Annotated in this window: 18 protein-coding genes; 8 read left to right on the forward strand and 10 right to left on the reverse strand. The window is 64.4% G+C overall.

All coding sequences use genetic code 11. The features are described 5' to 3' along the window. Positions 1–60: 60 nt before the first annotated feature. From FNA46_RS17890 to FNA46_RS17910, 5 genes are all read right to left on the reverse strand, one after another. Complete coding sequence (locus FNA46_RS17890) at positions 61–1380, reverse strand: LLM class flavin-dependent oxidoreductase (protein ID WP_143126569.1); 1320 nt, start codon at positions 1378–1380, stop codon at positions 61–63. Between the two features lie 164 nt (positions 1381–1544). After that, positions 1545–2852 carry an NtaA/DmoA family FMN-dependent monooxygenase gene (locus tag FNA46_RS17895; RefSeq protein ID WP_143126570.1) on the reverse strand — a complete coding sequence of 436 codons (1308 nt, stop codon included), beginning with the start codon at positions 2850–2852 and terminating at the stop codon, positions 1545–1547. Continuing rightward, positions 2849–4096 (reverse strand): acyl-CoA dehydrogenase family protein, encoded by a 1248-nt coding sequence (locus FNA46_RS17900; protein ID WP_143126571.1) that lies wholly within the window; start codon positions 4094–4096, stop codon positions 2849–2851. Before FNA46_RS17900 ends, FNA46_RS17895 begins: the two co-directional genes overlap by 4 nt. Positions 4097–4265: 169 nt before the next feature. Further along, a complete protein-coding gene (locus FNA46_RS17905; protein WP_143126572.1) occupies positions 4266–5351 on the reverse strand; it encodes a rhodanese-like domain-containing protein in 1086 nt (361 codons plus the stop codon). 11 nt (positions 5352–5362) lie between these two features. Then, positions 5363–6973 (reverse strand): ABC transporter substrate-binding protein, encoded by a 1611-nt coding sequence (locus FNA46_RS17910; RefSeq protein WP_143126573.1) that lies wholly within the window; start codon positions 6971–6973, stop codon positions 5363–5365. 402 nt (positions 6974–7375) lie between these two features. Here FNA46_RS17910 and FNA46_RS17915 point away from each other — a divergent pair, with 402 nt between their 5' ends. The 8 genes from FNA46_RS17915 to FNA46_RS17950 all read left to right on the forward strand — a co-directional run bounded on the left by FNA46_RS17915 (position 7376) and on the right by FNA46_RS17950 (position 16371). After that, positions 7376–8230, forward strand: coding sequence for an NADPH-dependent oxidoreductase (locus FNA46_RS17915; RefSeq protein ID WP_143126574.1), 855 nt, complete (start codon positions 7376–7378; stop codon positions 8228–8230). A gap of 183 nt (positions 8231–8413) precedes the next feature. Then, positions 8414–9469, forward strand: coding sequence for an ABC transporter substrate-binding protein (locus FNA46_RS17920; protein WP_143126575.1), 1056 nt, complete (start codon positions 8414–8416; stop codon positions 9467–9469). Between the two features lie 8 nt (positions 9470–9477). Further along, the gene (locus FNA46_RS17925; protein ID WP_143126576.1) at positions 9478–10377 is read left to right on the forward strand and encodes an NmrA family NAD(P)-binding protein; all 900 of its coding nucleotides are present in this window, start codon (positions 9478–9480) and stop codon (positions 10375–10377) included. After that, positions 10368–11537, forward strand: a complete 1170-nt coding sequence (locus FNA46_RS17930; RefSeq protein ID WP_143126577.1) for an LLM class flavin-dependent oxidoreductase — start codon at positions 10368–10370, stop codon at positions 11535–11537. Before FNA46_RS17925 ends, FNA46_RS17930 begins: the two co-directional genes overlap by 10 nt. Before the next feature lie 68 nt (positions 11538–11605). Further along, a complete protein-coding gene (locus FNA46_RS17935; RefSeq protein WP_425468779.1) occupies positions 11606–12811 on the forward strand; it encodes a M20 aminoacylase family protein in 1206 nt (401 codons plus the stop codon). 35 nt (positions 12812–12846) lie between these two features. Further along, positions 12847–14433, forward strand: coding sequence for an ABC transporter substrate-binding protein (locus FNA46_RS17940; protein WP_143126579.1), 1587 nt, complete (start codon positions 12847–12849; stop codon positions 14431–14433). 199 nt (positions 14434–14632) lie between these two features. Continuing rightward, a complete protein-coding gene (locus FNA46_RS17945; protein WP_143126588.1) occupies positions 14633–14983 on the forward strand; it encodes a DUF3088 domain-containing protein in 351 nt (116 codons plus the stop codon). A 35-nt stretch (positions 14984–15018) separates the two neighbouring features. Continuing rightward, entirely contained in the window at positions 15019–16371 is a 1353-nt protein-coding gene (locus tag FNA46_RS17950) for an LLM class flavin-dependent oxidoreductase (RefSeq protein ID WP_143126580.1), read from the forward strand. A 72-nt stretch (positions 16372–16443) separates the two neighbouring features. On the opposite strand, the gene FNA46_RS17955 is transcribed toward FNA46_RS17950, so the two are convergent. The 5 genes from FNA46_RS17955 to FNA46_RS17975 form a co-directional block, all read right to left on the reverse strand. Then, positions 16444–17403 carry a LysR substrate-binding domain-containing protein gene (locus FNA46_RS17955; RefSeq protein WP_143126581.1) on the reverse strand — a complete coding sequence of 320 codons (960 nt, stop codon included), beginning with the start codon at positions 17401–17403 and terminating at the stop codon, positions 16444–16446. 170 nt (positions 17404–17573) lie between these two features. Next, complete coding sequence (locus tag FNA46_RS17960; RefSeq protein WP_143126582.1) at positions 17574–18818, reverse strand: acyl-CoA dehydrogenase family protein; 1245 nt, start codon at positions 18816–18818, stop codon at positions 17574–17576. A gap of 65 nt (positions 18819–18883) precedes the next feature. Continuing rightward, positions 18884–19939, reverse strand: a complete 1056-nt coding sequence (locus FNA46_RS17965; RefSeq protein WP_143126583.1) for an aldo/keto reductase — start codon at positions 19937–19939, stop codon at positions 18884–18886. Between the two features lie 19 nt (positions 19940–19958). Then, positions 19959–20894, reverse strand: coding sequence for an ABC transporter ATP-binding protein (locus FNA46_RS17970; protein ID WP_143126584.1), 936 nt, complete (start codon positions 20892–20894; stop codon positions 19959–19961). Beyond that, a partial coding sequence (locus FNA46_RS17975) for an oligopeptide/dipeptide ABC transporter ATP-binding protein (protein WP_143126585.1) occupies positions 20872–21416 on the reverse strand: 545 nt, incomplete at its 5' end. The genes FNA46_RS17975 and FNA46_RS17970, both read right to left, overlap by 23 nt.

A 21416-nucleotide genomic window follows, 5' to 3' on the forward strand; every position in this document is an offset into this window, starting at 1 on the left:
TCTCTCAACGGAGGGGCGCGAACGCCCGCTCCTGTGCTGACCTCAGGAGCCGCAGGAGGCTCAGCCGAAGAAGCGGTTGGACGGGCGCGGCAGGCCGAGATGCTCGCGCAGCGTTGCGCCCTCGTAGTCCGTGCGGAACAGGCCGCGCCGCTGCAATTCCGGCACCAGCCGTTCCGTCACGTCATCAAGCCCCTGCGGCAGATAGGGGAAGACGCAGGTGAAGCCGTCTGCGGCCTCTTCCTGCAGCCAGGTCTCCATGGCGTCGGCGATGGATGCGGGTGTTCCGACGAACGCAAGCCCGGCATAGCCGCCATACCGTTGCGCCAGCTGCCGAACCGTCAGCTTTTCCTGCTCCGCCAGGCGCAGAACTTCCGCCCGGCCGCTCTTGCTCGCATTGGTGTCGGGAATGGCGGGCAGCGGGCCATCCGGATCAAAGCCGGAGGCATCATGGCCGAGCGCGATGGACAGCGAGGCGATGGCGCTGTCGTAATGGACGAGGCTGTCCAGCCGGGCACGTTTGGCCCTTGCCTCCTCCACGCTATCCCCGACCACGATCATGGCCGCAGGCAGGATCTTCAGATGCGCGGGATTGCGGCCAAGGGCAGGCATGCGCCCCTTGATGTCGGCATAGAGCGCCTTGGCGGTGCCAAGCTCCCGCGGCGCGGCAAACACCACTTCTGCCGTTTCCGCCGCCAGCTGCTTGCCGGGTTCCGATTGTCCCGCCTGCACGATCACCGGCCAGCCCTGGACGGGGCGGGCAATGTTGAGCGGTCCGCGCACGCTGAAGGCCGGACCCTTGTGATCGAGCACATGCAGCCTTTCCGGATCGAAGAAGATGCCGCTCTGCGGATCGCGGATGAAGGCATCGTCGGCAAAGCTGTCCCAGAGCCCGGTGACGACATCGAAGAATTCCCGGGCCCGCCTGTAGCGCTCGCCGTGCTCGACATGGTCGGAGAGCCCGAAATTGCGTGCGGCATCGGGGTTGGAGGTGGTGACGATGTTCCAGGCTGCGCGGCCGCCGCTGATGTGATCGAGCGACGCGAAGCGGCGCGCGACATGATAGGGCTCGTCGAAGGTGGTGGATGCGGTTGCGGCAAGGCCGATCCTGTCCGTTACGGCGGCAAGCGCCGACAGCAGGGTGAAGGGTTCGAAGGAGGTGACGGTGTGGCTGCGCTTGAGCGCGTCCACCGGCATGTTGAGCACCGCCAGATGGTCCGCCATGAAGAAGGCATCGAACTTCGCCCGCTCCAGCGCCTGTGCGAAGGACGCCAGATGGCGAAAGTTGAAATTGGCGTCCGGGTAGGCGCCCGGATAGCGCCATGCCCCGGTGTGCAGACTGACGGGACGCATGAAGGCGGTGAGATGAAGCGACTTCGGCATGGACGTGTCTCGCGTGACGGGCAAGAGTGAGGGGAGCGGTCCCCCTGATATCGAGGCGATCGCGCCCTCCGACAAGAGGCGGATCTGCCGGAACGGCACGCGGACCCGTCGTCACGCGGACCCGCCCGCCGTCAAGCCGGACCTGGTTCGATCCGGTGCGGGCGTCAGGCCGGGTGGGGAAGGCGATAGCGATCACGGATCGTGCGGCCCTCATAGTCGCGTGGATAGACCCCGCGATCCTGCAGGATCGGCACGACCTTGTCGACGAATTCGGCGATGTCGTCCGGCGCGCGCGGCGGCTGCAAGGTATAGCCGTCCACCGTTGCATCCTCCCAGAGGTCGATGATCTCGTCCGCGACCTCTTCCGGCGTCCCGAGCAACAGCCGGTGATGTCCCTCCGAGCGGCGGATCACCTGGCGCGCGGTCAACCGCTCATAGGTCAGCAGTTCGGACAGGCCGAGGCCCATGCCGACGGCCCATTGCCGGTTCTGGTCGGGCACGAAGCGCTCGGCCTCCAGCACCGCATCGGGATCGAAGCGATCGGGATCGAGGCCGTTTTCCCGGATGAACCGGGCCAGCAATCCGTCTTCGGAGCCTGCGCCACTGAACAGTTCGTGCTTGCGCAGGGCTTCCTCCCGGCTTTCCCCGAGAATGACGACAAGGCCCGGCACGATCCGGATGCCGGCGGGATCGCGACCGATCTCGATGGCCTTGTCCTTCACCTTCCTGCCAAAGGCCTGCCCGGCCGGACGCGACAGGATGTTGCAGTAGATGATCTCGCCATGACGTGCGGCGAGTTCGATCCCGCCTTCGGATGCGCCGGCCTGGGCAATCACCGGGTGACCCTGCGGACTCCTCGGCACGTTGAGAGGCCCGCGGACATGAAAGAACGTGCCGTCGTGATCGATGGTGTGCGCGCTCGACGCATCCCAGAAACGGTCCGGCGGAACCTCGCCCTCCCGGTCCGGGTCCCAGCTGTTCCAGAGCTTCTTGGCGACATCCAGAAACTCGATGGCGCGCGGGTAGCGTTCGCTGCGCGGCGGCAAGGGCGCATTGCCGAAGTTGGCCGCCACATTCGGATTGAACGAGGAGACCACGTTGACGATCAGGCGGCCACCCGAAACGATATCCAGCGACTGGACGCGTCGCGCCAGATTATACGGCGAATTGTAGGTCGAGGTGATCGTTGCGACAAAGCCGATGTCAGGCACCTGGGCCGCCAGTGCGCTGCACAGGATCAGCGGGTCGAGGGTGTGAAAGGGGCGGCTCAGCGGATCGGTCAGGAGTGCCGGATGGTCGGAAAAGAACACCGCATCGAAGCGTCCCCGGTGTGCGAGTTCCGTCAGCCGCCGGTAGTAGTCGGGGTCGTTGATATCGTGCCTGCTTCCGGTCCTGTATTTCCAGGCATGCGGGAGATAGCCGGTGGTGTTGATGCCGACATTGAGGTTCAGCCGTCGCTTGGTGTCAGTCATGCCTTCGATATTTCTCTTCCAGGATGAATGCCGACGCCCCCCTGCTGAGGGGGCGCATGGCCATTGACCGCGAAATCTCCCACGACACGATCGTGGTAGATGCGCGGATTGTGCGAGGTGATGGTCCGGGCATTGCGCCAGTGCCGGTCAAGGCCGTGGATCCTGCGCGCCGCCGAGGCTCCGAGCGCATCGAAGAGCAGCGTTGTCGCCTCAAGGATCAGCGTCGAGACCACCGTCACGGACTGGCTGACCTCCAGATCCGCGTCGCGATTGGCCTGTCCGATGGCAAGGCTATCCGTGCCCTTGTTTGCCTCATGGGCACGCTGCAAGGCTTCGGCGGCCTTCAGCACGATGGCGCCGGCGGCATAGGCGGCGCTGCGAACCCGTCCGACGACCTGCAGGATCTGCGGATCGTCTCCCGGCACGGCAGCATTGCTGCGGGCGTAGACACGCCGCCGCTCTGCCACATGCCGGGAGAGATCGCCCGCCGCAGCCCGCCCGATACCGGCCAGAGACGCGAGATGAACGAGTTGGAAGAAGCCGCCGGCATAGCTGAAGCGCAGCGCGCTCGGCTTGATCAGATCGTCGGTGATCCGCACATCCGTGAAGTGCGCGGTGCCGCTGGCGGTGAGCGCCTGGCCAAACCCGTCCCAGTCATCCAGAATATCCACGCCCGGCGCACGCGTGGGCACAAGCGCGCCGATCGGCTGACCGTCACCATCCACCGCGCCGAGCGTGATCCAGTCGGCATAAAGGGAGCCGGTGGTGTAGAACTTCTGGCCGTTGAGCAGCCAGTGATCGCCGTCGCGTATCAGTTGCGTCGAATAGCTGCCAAGCGGAGCATTGCCGATTTCCGAAAAGCCGCTTCCGATCGTCTGCCCCCGGGCAAGCAGCGAGAACCAGTGATTGCGCCACGCGCTTTCCGGCGCATTGAGAAGGTCTTCCGTAAAGCCGAAATGGCTGCGATAGGCATTGGTGAGATTGGGATCGGCTTCCGCCAGCTCGATCAGCAGTCCGAACAGTTCGGGCAGTGTCAGCCCGTCGCCGCCGAGGCTCTGCGGCAGGCGAAGTCGCGAAAAGCCGGCTGCACGAAGCTGGTCATATTCGACGGATGGAAGATGTCGCTCCAGGTCCCTGGCGACGGTGCCCTGGCGGATTTCGGCAAAGATCGGCCGGTATTTCCTCGCGATTTCGTCGAAACGCGTGCTGGGCGCAGCGCCCCACACTTGCGCGATCTCAGTCATGTCTGTCCATCCTCCGGATCATGTTCACCCTAGCCACGCGGCTGAAGGGCCGCAGGTCATGAATTCTTGCAGGCGGGAGAAGAAATTCTTCCTCGTGCCGGACCCGGAAGCGGCATGCCGCCCATGACCATGCCGCTGTCCGGGTCCGGTCTCACAGGCGCCGGCTGCTTCAAGCCGCCGCCCGGTTCACGGAAACGATGTCATGCAGAAGGATCGCGATCTCGAAGCCGCGCCGCGCAAGCCAGTGCGCAACGATCCGGGCGCGCGCGCCCAGAAGATCATCCACCAGAACCACCCGGGCGCCCCGAACCGACAGGGTCCGATAGGCAACGCCGAGCAACTGTCCGCCCTCCGAGGACAGGGTGCCGGGCAGATGGGCCGCCGCAAATTCCTCCGGCGTGCGGACGTCCAGAAGATAGGTGGTCCGCTGCGGATCGGCAGCCCAGGCCCGGGCCGTGTCGAGATCGATGAAGGTCAGGCGGTCCTCCCTCGAAAGCGTCGACAGGTGCGTTTCGGCAAAGCGCAGCGCCTCGTCGCTCGGCGTCCGGTAGGTGGCGGTGAGGCCGCTCTCCAGCGGCAAGCCGGCCTCAGTCCAGCCGCGCGTACCCTCATCCAGATAGGCAACGAGATTTTCCACGCCGGCATCAATCAGCGTCTGCGCGCCGAGAATGGCGCGCGGCAGACCTGCGCAGGACACGACGACCTTGGTGCCCGGATCCTGAACGATATCCCGGAACCGCAGCAGAAGCTCGGCGCCCGGCACCGCGACAGCGCCGGGGACATGGCCCTTTTCATATTCGGGCAAGGTGCGCGTATCGATCACCACCACATCCTCGCCCGCATCGCGCCAGGCCTGAAGCTCGGCGGCGAACACGACCGGCGTGCCTTTCTCCGCGCGCACCGCCTGTACGAAGGGCACCCCCGGTATGTCGAAGGTCGGCAGCGGCTTGCCGGCCGGTTCGGTCCAGGCGCCGATGCCGCCCTCGAGGGCGTGAATGTCGCTCCAGCCGAGGCCAGCCAGCGCCTGCGCCGCGGCCAGGGCCGCGCCCTTGCCGTCATCCACCAGCACTGTGCGCACAGCGCGCCGGGGGATGAAGCGATCGATGTCGGCAAACAGCCGGTCGGCGGGCAGATTGGTGGCAAACAGCGGCGAGGCATAGCCCACCTCGTCTGCCGGACGAATGTCGAGAACTGCCAGCTCCCGGCCATCCGCCAGCCAGTCGATGAAGGTCTTCCTGTCGATCTGGTGTGTCATGTTGATCTCCTTCACACGCCCGGTTCCAGCCAGATATCGGCAAAGCTCCAGTTGAGGCCCTGGGCGCCGGTCACGAAATTCCTCACCCGCTTGTTGGCCACGATCTGGCTGCCCGCCGCGACGAGATCGACCGAGGCGACATCGTCATGGATGAGATGCTGGAAGCGGCTCCACAGCTCCCAGCGCTTGCGCGGATCCGATTCGATGGCGGCTGCTTCCAGCAGCGCATCAGCCTGCGGGTTGTCGTAATGGGCGGCGTTCGAGAAGGGCAGGCCGATCTTGAAGTTCTTGCTCCAGTAGGCGCGCTGGATGCCGAGCGTCGGGTCGAAGGTATTGGACAGCGATTCAACGACGAGATCGAAGGCGCGGTCGGTGTAGACGGTCTTCAGGAAGGTCGGCAGATCATACTTGCGGATCTCGATGCCGATGCCGATCTTTTCCAGCTGGCTGCGGATCACGTCGGCAAAGCCCGGCACGAGATAGGAATTGTAGGTCAGCCGCAGCTGGAAGCGCTTGCCATCCGCCTTGCGCGGGAAACCGGCCTTGTCGAGGATGGCCTCGGCGGCCTTGGGGTCGAAAGGATGGGCGGTCACGCTGGCATCGTACCAGTTGGGCAGCGCCGTGCTGACCGGGCTCGGTGACACCTGCCCGTAACCGAACAGGGCGACATTGACGATTTCCTGCAGGTTGATCGCCTTGGCGATCGCCAGGCGCACCTCCCTGTTTCGCAGGATCTCGGTGTCGTAGTTGAAGAACAGCTGTTGCTGCGGGCCGGCATAGGCATAGGTCGTGGTGTCAACGACGAGGTTCTTGCTCTGCTTCAGACGCTCGAGGTCCGCGAGAGGCACGGGGTTGTCGCCGATATCGGCTTCGCCGGTTTCCAGCGCCACGGCGCGGGCGGCAGGGTCGGTCACGATGCGCAGCACGATGCGGTCGAGATAGGGCTTGCCCTTGTCCCAGTAAGCCGGGTTGCGTTCGAAGATCAGATGGCTGCCCGGCACCCATTCGGCAAGCTTGAACGGACCGGTGCCGATCGCCGTCTTGAGCGTCTGGCCATCGCCCGGCGCCAGCTTCTCGAAGATATGCTTCGGCACGATCGGCGATTCCGAACTGGACTGGGCGGCCAGCAGGAAGGGGGCCGGCTTGGACAGCACGATAATGGCCGTCAGCGGGTCGGGCGTCTCCACGGCCACGACATTCTGGTAGGTGATGCGGCCGCGTGGATGCGCTTCCTTCAGCCGGAAAATCGAGAACGCCACATCCTGCGACGTGAAATCCGCTCCGTCATGCCATTTCACGCCCGGCCGAAGCTTGAATGTGTATCTGAGGTTGTCTTCGGAAACCGACCAGGCCGTAGCCAGAAGAGGCTGCGGCTTCAGGTCGAAGTCGAAGGTCAGCAGGCCCTCCACCACCTTGGGACCGATTGCCTGGCCGGTGCCTGACGAGGTGTTGATGGCAAACAGCGCATTGCCCGGATCAACACGGTAGAGCAGCTTCAGCGTTCCGCCGGCAACAGGCTGTTTCGTTTCGGCAAGTGCCGAGGGCGCGAGCGGCAGGGAGAGGGAGGTTCCGGCCGTGGCGGCCAGCAGCAGTCTGTGGAAGGCGCGTCTCGTGAACGACATTGGGGGCAGTCTCCTGTGGGAGCGAAGATCAATCCGAACCCCGGAAGCATCATCAGCCCTGTCGAAAATCAGAAGAATGGATTTCTTTCGGAGGCGACAAAAAATCCTGTCTCCGAGAATGAATTTCTCGAATATGCCCGTAAACAAAGTCAGCCATCCAGCTGCCGGCCGGTTGCGGACGCAACCATCCTCAAAAGACGGGCCGTTCACGTCACGAAAAAATGTCGCGATACGCCGCTTGCACCCAAGGGGCCGAAATGGTCTTTCAAACGCAATGGCGGGATTGGGATGAAATTGCTCGGCATCCCGCAAAGGGCAGGTTCTAGTCGCGGCCACGGATGCGGGCAGCCAACCTGCCGCGCCCGCCCCTTCGGAAGAAGCCTGTTCACGCAAGGAGATTTCATGACATCGACCGCCATTCGTCAGAACGCAGCGCAGGATCATGAGGCTGAGGGCCTGTGGCAGGCCCGCTATGGCGGGGGCACCGCGCCCGTCCTGCCACCCGACTGGAACGGGACCCTGGAGGTCCTGCTGAACCACCGCACGTCACGCCATTACCGGCCCGATCCCCTGCCAACGGGAACCGTGGAACTGATTGTTGCGGCGGCACAGTCCGCGCCGACCTCTTCCAACCTGCAGGCATGGAGCGTGGTTGCGGTCGAAGACCCGCAGCGCAAGGCGCGGCTTGCCGGCTTTACGGGTGGCAATGCGCATATCGTGGCGGCCCCGCTGCTTTTGGTCTGGCTGGTCGATCTCTCGCGGCTGAGGGCCATTGCGCGCCAGCACGGCAATGCGGGGGAGGGGCTCGATTTCCATGAAAGCTTCCTGATCGGTGCAATCGATGCCGCACTGGCCGCGCAGAATGCCGTCGTGGCGATCGATTCGCTCGGTCTTGGTTCCTGTTACATCGGCGGCATGCGCAACCAGCCGGAAGATGTCGCCCGCGAACTGAAGCTTCCGCCGGAAACGGTCGCGGTCTTCGGATTGACCGTCGGCTATCCGGATCCCGGGGTGGAGACGGAGGTCAAGCCGCGCCTGCCGCAGGCGGCGGTGCTGTTTCGCGAGCAGTATGGAGAGGTCAGGCGCGAGGATCTCGATCGCTATGATGCCGCGATGGCGGCCTTCCAGTCCCGGCAGAACCTGCCGCAGAGTGGCTGGACGAGCGTCATTGCCAAGCGCATCGAAAACGAGGCGGCGCTGAAGGGCCGTTCACAGCTGACAGCCATCCTGCGGCGCCTGGGTTTCCCGCTGAAGTAACCGCAGGCAGGCAAAGGCGGGGCAGGGCTTCCGGGGCTGCTCCGTCGGCCCCTCGTTTTGCGCGCGGTGGGAGCCGGGGACGATCCGTTCCACTGCAGGACGCAATATAGTATATAATTTCTATAGACTATTTTCGTTTGGCGCTAGCCTTGGGCATCCTCTTGGTTCACACAGGATGCTTCGATGCCCCAGGCCGCTTCCCGTCTTTCCGTCTCTCCAGACTCGGTCTGGTACACCCGTTGCCCGGCACCGACACCGCTGTCCATCGCCGCACAGCTCGGCTGGGTGGAGCAGACCTTCGCCCGCCACGGCATCGCGGTCGCCTCCATTCGTGATTCCCGCGATCCGGTGGTGCGCCAGAGCCATTTCGATCATCATCTCGACTGGTCATTCCGTCAGGGTGGCAATATCCCGCCGACCTGGGCGCGGGCGGGCGGTGCCCGTACCCGGCTGGTCGGACTGACGCGCACGGACGAGTTCCAGGCCGTCATCGCATTGCCGGGCGCCGGCATCGTGGCGGGCCACGACCTGAAAGGTCGTCGCCTTGGATTGCCGCGGCGGCCCGGCGATCGCATCGATTTCCAGCGGGCAACCGCGCTGAAGGGCATCGTCTCCGCACTCGAAATATCGGAGATCTCCGTCGATGACGTCGAGCTGGTGGATATCGAGGCCGCGACATCGGCCCTGTCCACGCAGGCCGAGGCAGGGCCGTTCGCGTTGTCGCGACGGCTTCCCTATGGCGAGGAGATCAAAGCGCTTCACCGCGGTTCGATCGACGCCTTTTTCGTCAAGGGCGCGGAGGGTGTCACGGTCGCCAACCTGATCGGCGCGCAGATCGTCGCGGAGACCGGATTCCACCCGGACGCCCGCATCCGCATCAACAACGGCACGCCGCGCCCGCTGACCGTGGATGCAACCTTTGCCACCGAACGGCCGGATCTGGTGGCGGACCTGATTGCCGCCGTGCAGCGCGTCGACGAATGGGCGCAGGCCAATCCCGCCGACGCCGTCCGTTTCATCGCGGCGGAGATCGGTGTCAGCGAGGCTGCCGTTCGCGCCGCCAATGGCGTCGAGGTGCATCGCCACCTGTCGCTCACCCTGGATCCGGTCGAGATCGATGCAATTGCCCACTTCCGGGATTTCCTCCTGCAATGGGGCTTCATCACCGAGAGTTTCAACGTCAACGACTGGGTCGATCCGCGCCCGCTGGCGCTGGCGCATCTCAGGCAGCCGCTGTGAGGTTTGACATGGCACACACCATTCTTGTCACGGGCGCCACGGGTCGGCTTGGTCAACTGGTAACCCGCAGGCTTCTCGATATCGGCGATCGGGTCCGCGTGCTGACCCGGCGGCCGGAGGAGGCGGTTCGTCTGTGGGGCGATCAGGTGGATATCGCCGAGGGCGATTTCGAGGATCCGCGCAGCCTGCAGGTGGCGCTGCGGCGGGTCGACCGGCTGTTTCTCCTGTCGCCCATCAGCCAGAACCTTGCGGCACACCAGACGGCCCTCATCGATGCCGCCGCAGAGGCCGGCGTCAGCTCCATCGTCAAGCTGTCCGGATCGACCTGGACGATCGACAACAGCGCCCGCTCCATCGCGGGGGCACAGCATCGGGCCGCGGAGGCACATCTTTCCGCCCGCGGCATCGGCCATGTCATCCTGCGTCCCAATGCCTGGATGCAGGTATCGCTTGCTCCGGTCGTTGTCGCGGCACTGTCCGGCAGGGATTTGCCCAACCGTTATGCCGGTGCCGCCGTTTCCTTCATCGACGTGCACGATATCGCCGAAGTGGCGGCGAGGTTGCTGCATGCCGGAACGTCGGTGTCCGGGCCGCAGGTGCTGACGGGGAGCCGCGCCTATACCGCACGGGATGTCGCAGGTCTGGTCTCCACCATTCTTCGCCGCCCGGTCGGTATCGAGGCTGGCGCGGGCGCACCGTCACCGCATGGCGGCGATGCCTTCGCAACGCGGGCCGTCGCCGAATTTGCCACGCTGATCGCCGAGGGCCTGGCCGCGCCGGTCACCGAGACCGTGGAACGTCTGCTGGGGCGTCGACCCGCCAGCCTGCGTCACTTCCTCGAAAGACAATTGGCACCCTTGCACACACAGGCGCCGCGTGCGGCGCAGGGAGAAACACAATGGCAGTAACGGCAGTGCGAGACGGCGGTCCGGCCTTGCGAACGCCCTCCGATTTCAGCGACAGCCCGCTCAGCCGGGCCGTGCGCCAGCCCCTGATGCTGGGGCTGTTTCTCAATCTGCAGGACATCAACTTCTCCAGCCTGCCGACCAGCAACAGCTGGACCTTCGATTACAATGCCGAACTGGTGAAGCGGGCGGACGAGCTGGGCTTCGAAATCGCCTTCAGCCGCACCCAGTGGCTGCCGAAGGGTGGCTATGACGGTGACGCCTCGCTGGACAGCTTCATCGCGCTCGGCGCCATGGCGGCGATCACGAAGAACATCCTGCTGATCTCCACCATCCATGTCCTCTACGGGCCGCTGCATCCGTTGCATCTGGCCAAGTATGGCGCGACGCTGGATCACATCGCCAAGGGACGCTGGGGCATCAATATCGTCACGGGCCACCGGGCGGTCGAGCATGAAATGTTCGGCTGGCAACGCATCGAGCATGACAAGCGCTATGACATGGCGGCCGAACTGTTCGATGTCCTGCACCATCTGTGGGGCGAGACGGAAAACTACTCCTATCAGGGCAGGCTCAATCCCTGGTCGGTCAACAATGGCTGGATCACGCCGAAGCCCCTGTATGGTCGCCCGACGCTGGTTACGGCGACCGGCTCTCCGGCCGGCATGGATTTTGCCGCACGTCATTCCGATCTCGTCTTCGTGACCTCGCCGGGCGGGGCGCATATCGACAGTGCGCTCGAAACCCTGCCGGCGCATATCCGCGCGGTCAAGGATCGCGCCAATGCCCTTGGCCGCGACGTGAAGACCATCATCAACCCCATCATCGTCAGTCGCGATACGGAGGCGGAAGCCATTGCCTATGCCGATGCGATCGAGGCCGGACGGCCGCAGCCCGGAACCCGCGCCTTCGCCACGAACAACTATGACAGCGATGCCCATGCCTGGCGCGGTCGTGGCGATGCCCGCCACAAGCAGGGGCGCAACCTGGGGGGCAATATCGAGATCATCGGCTCACCGGAACAGGTCGTCGAGCAACTCATCGGCCTCAAGAAGGCGGGCATCGATGGCGTGCAGTTGAATTTTTACGATTTCCGCGAGGACCTTGAATACTTCGCAGAACGCATCCTGCCGCTGATGAAGCAGGCCGGCCTGCGCCTCTAAGCTTTTGACAGTGAACGCCATCAATCTGCATGCGGCGCATGCGGAAACAGCATTTGCATGACCGGAGAATGAGCTTGACCACATCCATCGACCCTGTGACCGACAGCCAGCCGAAGGTGCTGGACCGCATTGCCGCCTTCACGCCGGAGCTGGTTTCCATCCGGCACGACATTCACCAGCATCCCGAAATCGGCTTCGAGGAGGTGCGCACCTCCGGCATCGTCGCGGAGAAGCTGGCCTCCTGGGGCATCGAGGTGCATCGCGGCTATGGCAGGACGGGCGTGGTCGGCCGCCTGACGGGCCGCCATCCGGGCAACCGGTCGATCGGTCTTCGTGCCGATATGGACGCTCTGCCGATGCCGGAGGAGACGGGGCTTCCCTATGCTTCCGTCTATCCCGGCAAGTTCCATGGCTGCGGCCATGACGTGCATACCACGATCCTGCTCGGCACCGCGCGCTATCTGGCCGAAACGCGGGATTTTGCGGGCACCGTCGTGTTCATCTTCCAGCCGGCGGAAGAGGGGCTGGGCGGGGCGCGCGCGATGATCGCGGACGGTCTGTTCGAGCATTTCCCGGTCGATGAAATCTACGGGTTGCACAATTCGGCCCACGCTTTTCCCAACCACGTCAAGGCCTCGCCGGGCACCATTCTCGCCGGTGCCGATTTCTTCGACATTCACCTGCGCGGTCAGGGTGCTCATGCCGCACATCCGGATGCCGCGAAAGATCCGATCCCGGCGACGGGCGAACTCATCCAGGCGCTGCAGACCATCGTCAGCCGCACCATCTCGCCGACCGAACCGGCGGTCCTCTCCATTACCAAGCTGGAGGCGGGCTCGGCCTACAACGTGATCCCGGAACAGGCCTCGATCAGCGGCACGGTGCGGGCGTTTTCCGATGCGGTGCGGGCCACCATCCGCGAGCGGATCCGCACGATTGCCGAGCATGTGGCCGCAGCGCATGGGCTGACCGCTGATGTCGATATCCGCGACATCTTCTCGGTGCTGACCAATCACGAGGAGGCCGTGAAGATCGTGGCGGAGGTCGCCCGCGAGGTTGTCGGGGAGGCCCGTGTCTCCACCGTGCCCTCCCGCTTCATGGGCAGCGAGGACTTTGCCGACATGCTGACGCATGCGCCCGGCGCCTTCTTCACGCTGGGACACAGCGGCACGGTGCCGGCCCACAATCCGCGCTTCGTCGTGGACGACGCCATCCTGCCAGTGGGGGCAACGCTGTTCGCCCGCCTGGTCGAGACCAGGCTGAAGGCAGCCTGATTTTTTCATCACCAGAACAAAAGAGAGGTAACACCATGGATCTGACACGTCGCAAGGCGCTTTTGCTGGGCGCGGCTGTGGGTGGCGCGGGCCTTCTGCCCCGGCTCGGTTTTGCTGCAGAGACCCCGAAGAAGGGCGGCATTGCCACCTTCGTCACCGTTGGCGAGCCGACCACGCTCGTCCCCCTGTCGGACAGCAATACCAAGACCCGCTACATCTCCACCAAGGTCCTGGAGGGTCTCGTCAGGTTCGACAAGGAGTTCAAGCCCGAGCCGGTGCTTGCGGAAAGCTGGGAACAATCGGCGGACGGCCTGCGCTACATTTTCAAGCTGCGCAAGGGCGTGAAATGGCATGACGGCAAGGACTTCACCTCTGCGGACGTAAAATTCTCGCTGCTGGCCTTCAAGAAGGTCGGCCCGCGCGCGCGCATCACCTTCGCCAATATCAGCGATGTGGAGACGCCCGATCCGCTGACAGCCATCGTCGTTCTCTCCAAGCCTGCCCCCTATCTGCTGCGGGCGCTGACCGGCGGCGAGACACCCATCCTGCCGGCGCACCGTTATCCGACCGACAATTATGCCGAGAGCCCGAACGGCAATGCGCCGATCGGCACCGGCCCCTTCATCTTCGAGGAATGGAAGCGTGGCAGCCATGTGAAGCTGAAGCGCAACCCGGATTACTGGCAGGCCGGCCTGCCGCATCTGGATGGTTTCGTCACGCGCTTCGTGGGCGATGGGGCGTCCGCCTCCATCGCGCTGGAAACCGGGGAAGCCGATTACACGACCGATATCGCCTACAGCGATATCGAAAGGCTGCGCCAGAACCCGTCAGTGGCCGTCGATGTCTATACCGATGCGTATCTGAACAATACGCAGGTCTTCGAGTTCAACCTGGAGAACCCAATCCTCGCCAAGAAGGAGGTGCGTCACGCGCTTGCCCATGCCATCGACCGGCAGTTCATCATCGACGCGATCTTCTATGGAACGGCGCAGGCCGCGGCGTCCACGATCCCCGCCGTCTTCAAGGCTTACAACGACGAGGCCCCGTTCCAGTACCCGTTCGATCTCGCCAAGGCCAATGCGCTTCTGGATGCGGCCGGGCATCCGAAGGACGCAAGCGGCACACGTTTCACGCTGCGCCTCAGTTTCATTCCGGGCGATACCTTCAAGAAGACGGCGGAATATGTGCGCTCCACATTCGGCAAGCTCGGCGTGAAGGTGGATATCCTGGAAGGCGATCTCGCGACCTTCATCAAGCGCGTCTATACCGAGCGCGGCTTCGACATCAACCTCAACGGCATCAGCCGTCTGTTCGACCCGACGCCGGGTGTGCAGCGGCTCTACTGGTCCGATAACATCAAGAACATCGTGCCGTATGCCAATGCCGCCCATTACAACAATCCGAAGGTCGACGATCTCTTCCGGGCGGCAGCCGTCGAGGTGGATGAAAAGAAGCGCGCCGAGCAGTTCAAGGACATCCAGAAGATTGCCGGCGACGATTTGCCCAACTTCTCCGTGGTCGCACTTCCGACCGTGATTGCCCGCAACAGGCGGATCGAAAATCTCGTGACGACCATCGACATCGCCTACAGCGATCTGGCGACAGCCTGGAAGCGCAGCTGAGGAAAGTCGTTCCACTCTCCTCCAACTCCCCGGCGCTCCCTGCGGACGCCGGGGCTTTTTGCGTTGCGGCAAGAGGCGGCGGCCTCCGTCCACCTCTCACATCGCGCAATTTTTTTCTTCCGATACGCGGAATATTCCTTTCTGGATTTCGCCTTCGCGGAGGAGCAAGCTTGTTTCAGAGTTGAATTTACCAATGTGGATGATGGTGCTGATGGCAAAGGATCGCCTTTTTCTGATCAGGCCAGGCTTTGAAGATCCAAACCGTCCGGGCAAGACATTCGTGTGTCCGTACTGCAATCAGATCGAGGGCCTGCTGGGTGCATTTCCGGATCTGGCGGCGCGGATCGAGGTCGTCCGTGTCGGCTTTCCTCGTCCGAGAGCCGACGTGATTGCCGTGGTCGGCGAGGAGAACCAGTCGCTGCCGCTGCTGGTCTTCGCAGACGAGGCGCCGGAGGATGCCGGCCGGGCCGGAAGTCTGTCCTTCATACAGGACACCAGACGTATTCTGGATTTTCTGGCAGAGCGCCACGGCTTTCCAAGCCTGCACTGACTGACTGTCTTCATGCTTTTCGGAAGGAGACCCGCATGACCTTGCCGTCACGATCTCTCGTGCTCAATGCCTTCATCTATCCCGCCGGTCATCACGAGGCGGCCTGGCGCTACCCGCAATCGGAGCCGCATCGCGTGACCGATATCCGCCTCTACCAGGAAATTGCCCGGCGCGCCGAAGCCGCCAAGCTGGATGCCATCTTCTTTGCCGATGCCCCTGTTCTGGACGAAAACATCCGCTATGCGGCCCGCCACCGCCTGGAGCCGATCACCGCGATCACGGCGCTTGCCGCGGTGACGGAGCGGATCGGCTTCATCGCCACTGCGTCCACCACCTATTACGACCCCTACAACCTCGCCCGGCTGTTTGCCTCGGCGGATCACATCAGCGGCGGGCGGGTCGGCTGGAACATCGTGACGACTTCGGTCGATCGGGCCGCGGCCAATTTCGGGCTGGAGAAGCATCCGGTTCATGGGGATCGCTACCGCCAGGCCGCGGAATTCGTGGATGTCGTCACCAAGCTGTGGGACAGCTGGGAAGACGATGCCCTGGTCGTCGATCCGCAAAGCGGCCTGTTTGCCGAGACCGATCATATTCATCCCATCGAGCACAAGGGCGAGTTCTACAGCGTGCAAGGCGCGCTCAACCTGCCGCGCTCGCCGCAGGGGCGCCCGGTCTATGTCCAGGCCGGTTCCTCGGATGATGGCCGCGCCTTTGCCGCGCGCCACGCGGAAGCAATCTTCACCGCGCATCAATCCCTTGAAAGCGCGCAGGAATTTTACGCGGACATCAAGAGCCGGGCGCGGGGGCAGGGGCGCAACCCCGATCATGTCAAGATCCTTCCGGGCCTCAGCCCCTTCATTGCGTCCACCGAAGCGGAGGCCAGGGCGCTGGAGGACGAATTCAACGCGCTCATCCAGCCCGAGTTTTCGCTGCAGCAGTTGCGCCGCATGATCGGTGTCGATCTCACCGGGGCGGATCTCGATGCTGCCGTTCCCAGGGACGCCGTGGATGCAACCCGCGCCCGGGCCGCCAGCAGCCGCCATCAGCTGGTGCTCGATGTGATCGATCGTGAAAATCCCACCTTGCGCCAGCTTCTGCATCGCCTGGCGGGGGCGCGCGGCCACAAGGTCATCGCCGGGACGCCGGAACAGGTGGCCGACTGGATCGAACTCTGGCATCTCAACGGTGCGGCGGATGGCTTCAACATCATGCCGCCTTACCTCAAGGGCGGCTTCGATATCTTTGCCGACGAGGTGGTGCCCATCCTGCAACGGCGCGGCCTGTTCCGCCTGGAATATACTGGTTCGACGCTTCGTGACCACTATGGTCTGCCCCGGCCGGAAAGCCTCTACAGTGCCCGCCGCCGCGAGAAAGCAAGCGCCTGATCACGGGCAGCGGGGGGCGCTGCGCCTCCCGCACCGTCCTGTGCCGCTTTCCGTGCCGTTTCATCCTCTCCTTCAAGCCGTGTGCGCCGGAAATGTCGTCGCTTCCTGTTGCAGCCTGCGGAACAGGGCTTCCACAGGCGGCAGGCGCCGTCTGGCGGCGGTGGCGATGAGGTAATAGGAGGAGGATACCGGCACCGGCCGCCCGAACGGACTGATCAGCCGGCCGGCCTGCAGATCCGCGCAAACGAGCGAATTGCGGGCGAGCGCAATCCCGTTGCCAGCCAGGACCGTTTCCAGCAGGGCGGAGACGCTGGTGAGCCTCAATCCCTTGCCGGAGAGGCGGATCGGAAAGCCGCAGGCGCGCAGCCATCGCGGCCAGTCGAGTTCCGGTTCGGCCTGGGCATCATAGATCACCGGCACCTCCCGCAGACGGTGGGCCCCCTCCTGCAAGTGATGGTGTTCGGCAAATGCCGGCGTGCAGACCGGCAGGACCGTATCCCCCAGCAGAACTTCGCAGTGGTAGCCGGTCAACGGATAGGCGAGCGGCAGAATGGCGCAGTCGGCCTCAAGGCGGGTCAGGTCGGCCTCACCGGCGATCGAACGATCGATGATGAGATCGGTCTCGCCCAGGGCATTTTGCAGGGGGCCGAGGCGTGGCGCAAGCCAGCGGCTTGCAAAGGAATCCTCGACAAGCAGCCTGAGCGTCGTGCGCCGCCCCTGCGCATAGAGCGCACCCAGACTGTCGACGATCGCATCGAAGGCAGCCGCCAGGCCCGGATAGAGCGATGCCCCTGCCGGCGTCAGAACCAGCTCCCCGCGATTGCGGCTGAACAGGACCTCGTCCAGATGGGTTTCCAACAGGCGGATCTGCTGGCCGATGGCCGCCGTCGTCACATGCAGTTCCTCGGCTGCGCGCGAAAAGCTCGCGTGACGGGCGGTCACGACAAAGGCCCTGAGCGCCGTCAGCGGAGGCAGGCGCGAGAGGCCGGGCAATTGCTGCGCAGGCCGCGGCAGGATGACTGACGGTCCCATGACAATCCTTCGCTGGCTACATGTCCGGATGCGCGTTCGATCCGGACATGACTGAAAAGAATCCCCCCGAGCGTCTCCAGCGAAAACGGAAGCGCTCGAAATGCTCTGTCTCTTTGTTTTCACGCCGTCCGGCCGCAAAACCGCTGACGCACCTTCGGCTCGGACGTACTCTAGAAAACACGTCCTTCGAGAAGATGCGTCTTCGTGCCGTTGAGGTAGAAGTCCCCCACCACCCGCGCCTTGTGCAGCAGCGGGTTGTGATTGTAGACGGTGCGAATGTTGCGCCAGTAACGGTCGAGGTTGAGGTCGCGGGATGTGGCCGAGCCACCCCCCAGCTCGAAGACCTGCGTGGCCGCGGACAGTGCCAGCTGCGCGGTGACGATCTGCACGCGCGATGTCGTCAGCGCGCTGTCGGTCAGCGCCGTCTCGATGGCGTCCTCATCGCCCGTCGCAAAGGCGGCCACGGTCCCGTCAAGCGTTCGCGCCGCTTCGCGGATCAGTGTCTGCACGGCGAAGGCGGCCGCGCTCAGCTCGCCGACCACGTTCTGCACGAAGGGGTCCTGACGCGCGGTCTCTGCGGCGCTGTGGGCTGCGGCGCGGGCCTGGCGCTGTACATAGCGAATGCCTTCATCGACGGCGCCCTGAACGGCTCCCGCCGCCGAGGCCGCGAGGTGCAGCTGCCGCATGGTCGAGCAATGCCGCCCGACCCGCGAGCCAAGTGTACGCCCGGACACTTCAGATGCCAGGACCAGCACGTTTTCCAGCAGCACGCCCCCGCTCGCGGTCATGCGCTGGCCCATGCCGTCCCAGTCGTCGAGAACCGTGATGCCCTGACGGTCGACGGGAATGAGGCTGTAGGTGGCGTTGCCCTCCTCGTCCAGCGCGCTGAAGCTCGCAAAATCCGCAAAGGCGGTGCCGGTCGCATACCATTTGCGGCCGTTGAGACGATAGTTCTCACCCTCGCGCGTCAGCCGGGTCGTGATGTCTCCCGGCTTGTGGGTGCCCTGCTCGGTATGAGCCCCGCCAAACAGCTTGCCATCCAGCACATGCGCAAGCAGCCGCCGGTCCCGTTCGCTGTCGATGCCGCCGAGAACAAGCCCCTCCGTGAAGTTGAAGTGGCTGCGCAGCGCATGCGGCACGTTGCTGTCGGCGGCGCCCAGGATCATCAGCACCTCGATATAGTCGCTGATGCTGCCGCCCGGGCCCCCCAGGGCCTGCGGAATGCGAAGCGTTCCGAGCCTGGCCTCCTTGATCTGCTGGAAGATGTCGAAGGGCAGCACGCGGTCCCGTTCGCGACGCGCGGCATCTCCGGCGAGATCGGCGGCGATGCGCCGCGCGCTGTCGATCAGCCCCTCGCGGGTCACGGGAGGGACGGCAGCCGTTTCGGCCGACAGGGTTCGAAGCGTGATGGGCATGATGGCGTTCCGCAATGGGTGAGGTTGAGGGGCGGCAGCACGCCGCCGCCCGGATGAGCGTCGGATCAGGCGACAGCGCGCCGCGCGACGGAGACAGCCGCAGGTGCCGAAACCGGTCTCGGAACGCGACCTTCCACCGGATGGCTCGGATCGTTGAAGCCCGGCGTCGAGGGATGGCCGGTCGTCACGAGGCTGTCGACGAGAGCCTCGTCCTCCGCATCGATCTGCACGCCAAGGGCGCGGACATAGCCATCCCAGTGCTCTTCCGTGCGCGGGCCGGTGATCGCCGCCGTGACCAGCTGGTTGTTCAGCACCCAGGCGAGCGCGAAATCGGCGGCCTTGATACCCTTGGCGTGAGCGTGCGCCGCGATCTTCTGCGCGATCTCGACGGATTCCGGACGCCATTCGGTTTCCAGAATGCGCTTGTCGCCACGGCCGGCGCGGGTATCGGCGGCCGGTGCTTCGCCGGGCTGATACTTGCCCGTCAGCACGCCGCGCGCCAGCGGTGAATAGGAGACGACGCCAAGACCATAATGATGGGCAGCCGGCAGCTGTTCGGCCTCGGCTGTCCGGTTGACGATGTTGTAGAGCGGCTGGCTGGCCACCGGCCGGTCGATGCCGAGCTGGTCTGCGAGATGCGCGATCTCGGCGATGCGCCAGCCGCGGAAATTCGACACCCCGAAATAGCGCAGCTTGCCCGCCCGGATGAGGTCGGCAATGGCGCGAACCGGCTCTTCCAGCGGCGCATCGAAGACCGCCCGGTGGAAATAGAGTATATCGATGTAATCCGTGTTCAGGCGGCGCAGCGAGTTTTCAACGGTCTCGATCACCCATTTGCGGGAGTGGCCCCCGAGGTTCGGGCCCTTCACATGCGAATTGACGAATTTCGTCGCCAGCACCCAGTGGTCGCGATGGGCCTTGATGCCCCGCCCGACGACCTCCTCCGACTTGCCATTGTGGTAGACATCGGCGGTATCGATGAAGTTGATGCCCTGATCCTTCGCCTTGTCGATGATTCGGAAGGCAACGTCATCCGGCGTCGGGCCGCCGAACATCATGGTGCCGAGGCTCAGGGGGGAAACCTTCAGGGCGCTGCGGCCAAGGTAGCGATAGTCGACCATATTCTACTCCAATCGGTCTTCAGTTCGTGTGGTGACAGGCCACTGCATGGGCAGGGCCGAGAAGGCGGCTTTCCGGCGCCTGCTGGCGGCAGAGGTCGGTCGCGAGCGGACAGCGTGTATGAAACCGGCAGCCGGAGGGCGGATCATGCGGGCTTGGCAGGTCGCCGGTGATCGGCGCTGCCTGCTTGCGCCGGGTCGGATCGGGCACGGCCGCCAGCAGGGCCCGGGTGTAGGGATGCTTCGGGTCTGCCCAGAGTTCGTCCGTCGGAGCGCTTTCGACGATCTTGCCGAGATACATCACCAGGACCCGGTCCGAAAAATAGCGCACCACGGACAGATCGTGCGACACGAAGAGGTAGGAAAGCGACAGCCGCTTCTTCATTTCGACGAGAAGGTTGAGGATCTGTGCCTGGATCGACAGGTCAAGGGCCGAGACCGGCTCGTCACAGACCACCAGCTCCGGCTGCAGGATGAGCGCCCGGGCAATGCCGATGCGCTGGCGCTGTCCGCCGGAAAACTCGTGCGGATAGCGGTCGAGCGCATCGGCGGGCAGCCCCACCTGAACGATGATGCTTTCGACGATGTCCCGGCGGCGCCTGGCATCACCGATGCCATGCACCTTCAAGGGTGCGGTCAAAATGGCCCGGATGGTCTGGCGCGGATTGAGCGAGGCGAAGGGATCCTGAAAGATCATCTGGATGCTGCGGCGAAGGCTGCGCAGCTCACGCCCCGGCATGGCGGTGACATTCCGGCCCTGGAACTCGACGGTGCCCGCGGTCGGTTCGACGAGCCGCATCAGCGATTTGCCCAGCGAGGACTTGCCACAACCGGATTCGCCAACCAGCGCCACCGTCTCGCCTCGCTCTATGTTCAGCGACACGTCATCGACGGCCCGCACGGTGCCGCGGCCACCCGGATAATGCGTGGAGAGATTACGGACGGAAAGAAGCGTCATGAAGGAGGCTCGCAATGCGCGTGGGCGGGAAGGGGCAGGCCGCCAGACGACCTTCCGAGATCTGCTGCAGGGGCGGCACGGCAAAGCCGCAGGATGGCTGGGCGGCGGGACAGCGTGGCCGGAAGGCGCATCCCTTTTCGTCCGCTGCCGAAACGATGGAGCCCGGAATCTCCAGCAAGGGGCCGTTGCGGTAATGGTATCCGCTTTCCGCACGCGGCGAGGCCCCCAGCAGGCCCCGGGTATAGGGATGGTAGGGTTGGGAGAAGACAGGTTCGGGAAGGCCTTCCTCGACCTTTCGCCCGGCATACATCACCATCACCCTGTCGGCCCACTGCGCCACGATGCCGAGATCATGCGTGATCAGGATCACCGCCATGTTGAGATCACGGCGCAGATTGTCGAGGAGCTGCAGGATTTGCGCCTGGATCGTGACGTCGAGGGCGGTGGTCGCCTCGTCGGCGATCAGGAGTTTCGGGTTGCAGGCCACGCCGATGGCGATCATGACGCGCTGGCGCATGCCGC

Source organism: Affinirhizobium straminoryzae (genome assembly GCF_007004135.1).
Taxonomy (GTDB): Bacteria; Pseudomonadota; Alphaproteobacteria; order Rhizobiales; family Rhizobiaceae; genus Neorhizobium; species Neorhizobium straminoryzae.

Bases quoted from the DNA above. Each gene is read 5' to 3' on its own strand.
- FNA46_RS17945 (WP_143126588.1), top strand. From the start codon at position 14,633: ATGATGGTGCTGATGGCAAAGGATCGCCTTTTTCTGATCAGGCCAGGC.
- FNA46_RS17950 (WP_143126580.1), top strand. From the start codon at position 15,019: ATGACCTTGCCGTCACGATCTCTCGTGCTCAATGCCTTCATCTATCCC.
- FNA46_RS17910 (WP_143126573.1), bottom strand. From the start codon at position 6,973: ATGTCGTTCACGAGACGCGCCTTCCACAGACTGCTGCTGGCCGCCACG.
- FNA46_RS17895 (WP_143126570.1), bottom strand. From the start codon at position 2,852: ATGACTGACACCAAGCGACGGCTGAACCTCAATGTCGGCATCAACACC.
- FNA46_RS17970 (WP_143126584.1), bottom strand. From the start codon at position 20,894: ATGACGCTTCTTTCCGTCCGTAATCTCTCCACGCATTATCCGGGTGGC.
- FNA46_RS17900 (WP_143126571.1), bottom strand. From the start codon at position 4,096: ATGACTGAGATCGCGCAAGTGTGGGGCGCTGCGCCCAGCACGCGTTTC.
- FNA46_RS17920 (WP_143126575.1), top strand. From the start codon at position 8,414: ATGCCCCAGGCCGCTTCCCGTCTTTCCGTCTCTCCAGACTCGGTCTGG.
- FNA46_RS17925 (WP_143126576.1), top strand. From the start codon at position 9,478: ATGGCACACACCATTCTTGTCACGGGCGCCACGGGTCGGCTTGGTCAA.
- FNA46_RS17935 (WP_425468779.1), top strand. From the start codon at position 11,606: ATGAGCTTGACCACATCCATCGACCCTGTGACCGACAGCCAGCCGAAG.
- FNA46_RS17905 (WP_143126572.1), bottom strand. From the start codon at position 5,351: ATGACACACCAGATCGACAGGAAGACCTTCATCGACTGGCTGGCGGAT.
- FNA46_RS17965 (WP_143126583.1), bottom strand. From the start codon at position 19,939: ATGGTCGACTATCGCTACCTTGGCCGCAGCGCCCTGAAGGTTTCCCCC.
- FNA46_RS17890 (WP_143126569.1), bottom strand. From the start codon at position 1,380: ATGCCGAAGTCGCTTCATCTCACCGCCTTCATGCGTCCCGTCAGTCTG.
- FNA46_RS17915 (WP_143126574.1), top strand. From the start codon at position 7,376: ATGACATCGACCGCCATTCGTCAGAACGCAGCGCAGGATCATGAGGCT.
- FNA46_RS17930 (WP_143126577.1), top strand. From the start codon at position 10,368: ATGGCAGTAACGGCAGTGCGAGACGGCGGTCCGGCCTTGCGAACGCCC.
- FNA46_RS17960 (WP_143126582.1), bottom strand. From the start codon at position 18,818: ATGCCCATCACGCTTCGAACCCTGTCGGCCGAAACGGCTGCCGTCCCT.
- FNA46_RS17955 (WP_143126581.1), bottom strand. From the start codon at position 17,403: ATGGGACCGTCAGTCATCCTGCCGCGGCCTGCGCAGCAATTGCCCGGC.
- FNA46_RS17940 (WP_143126579.1), top strand. From the start codon at position 12,847: ATGGATCTGACACGTCGCAAGGCGCTTTTGCTGGGCGCGGCTGTGGGT.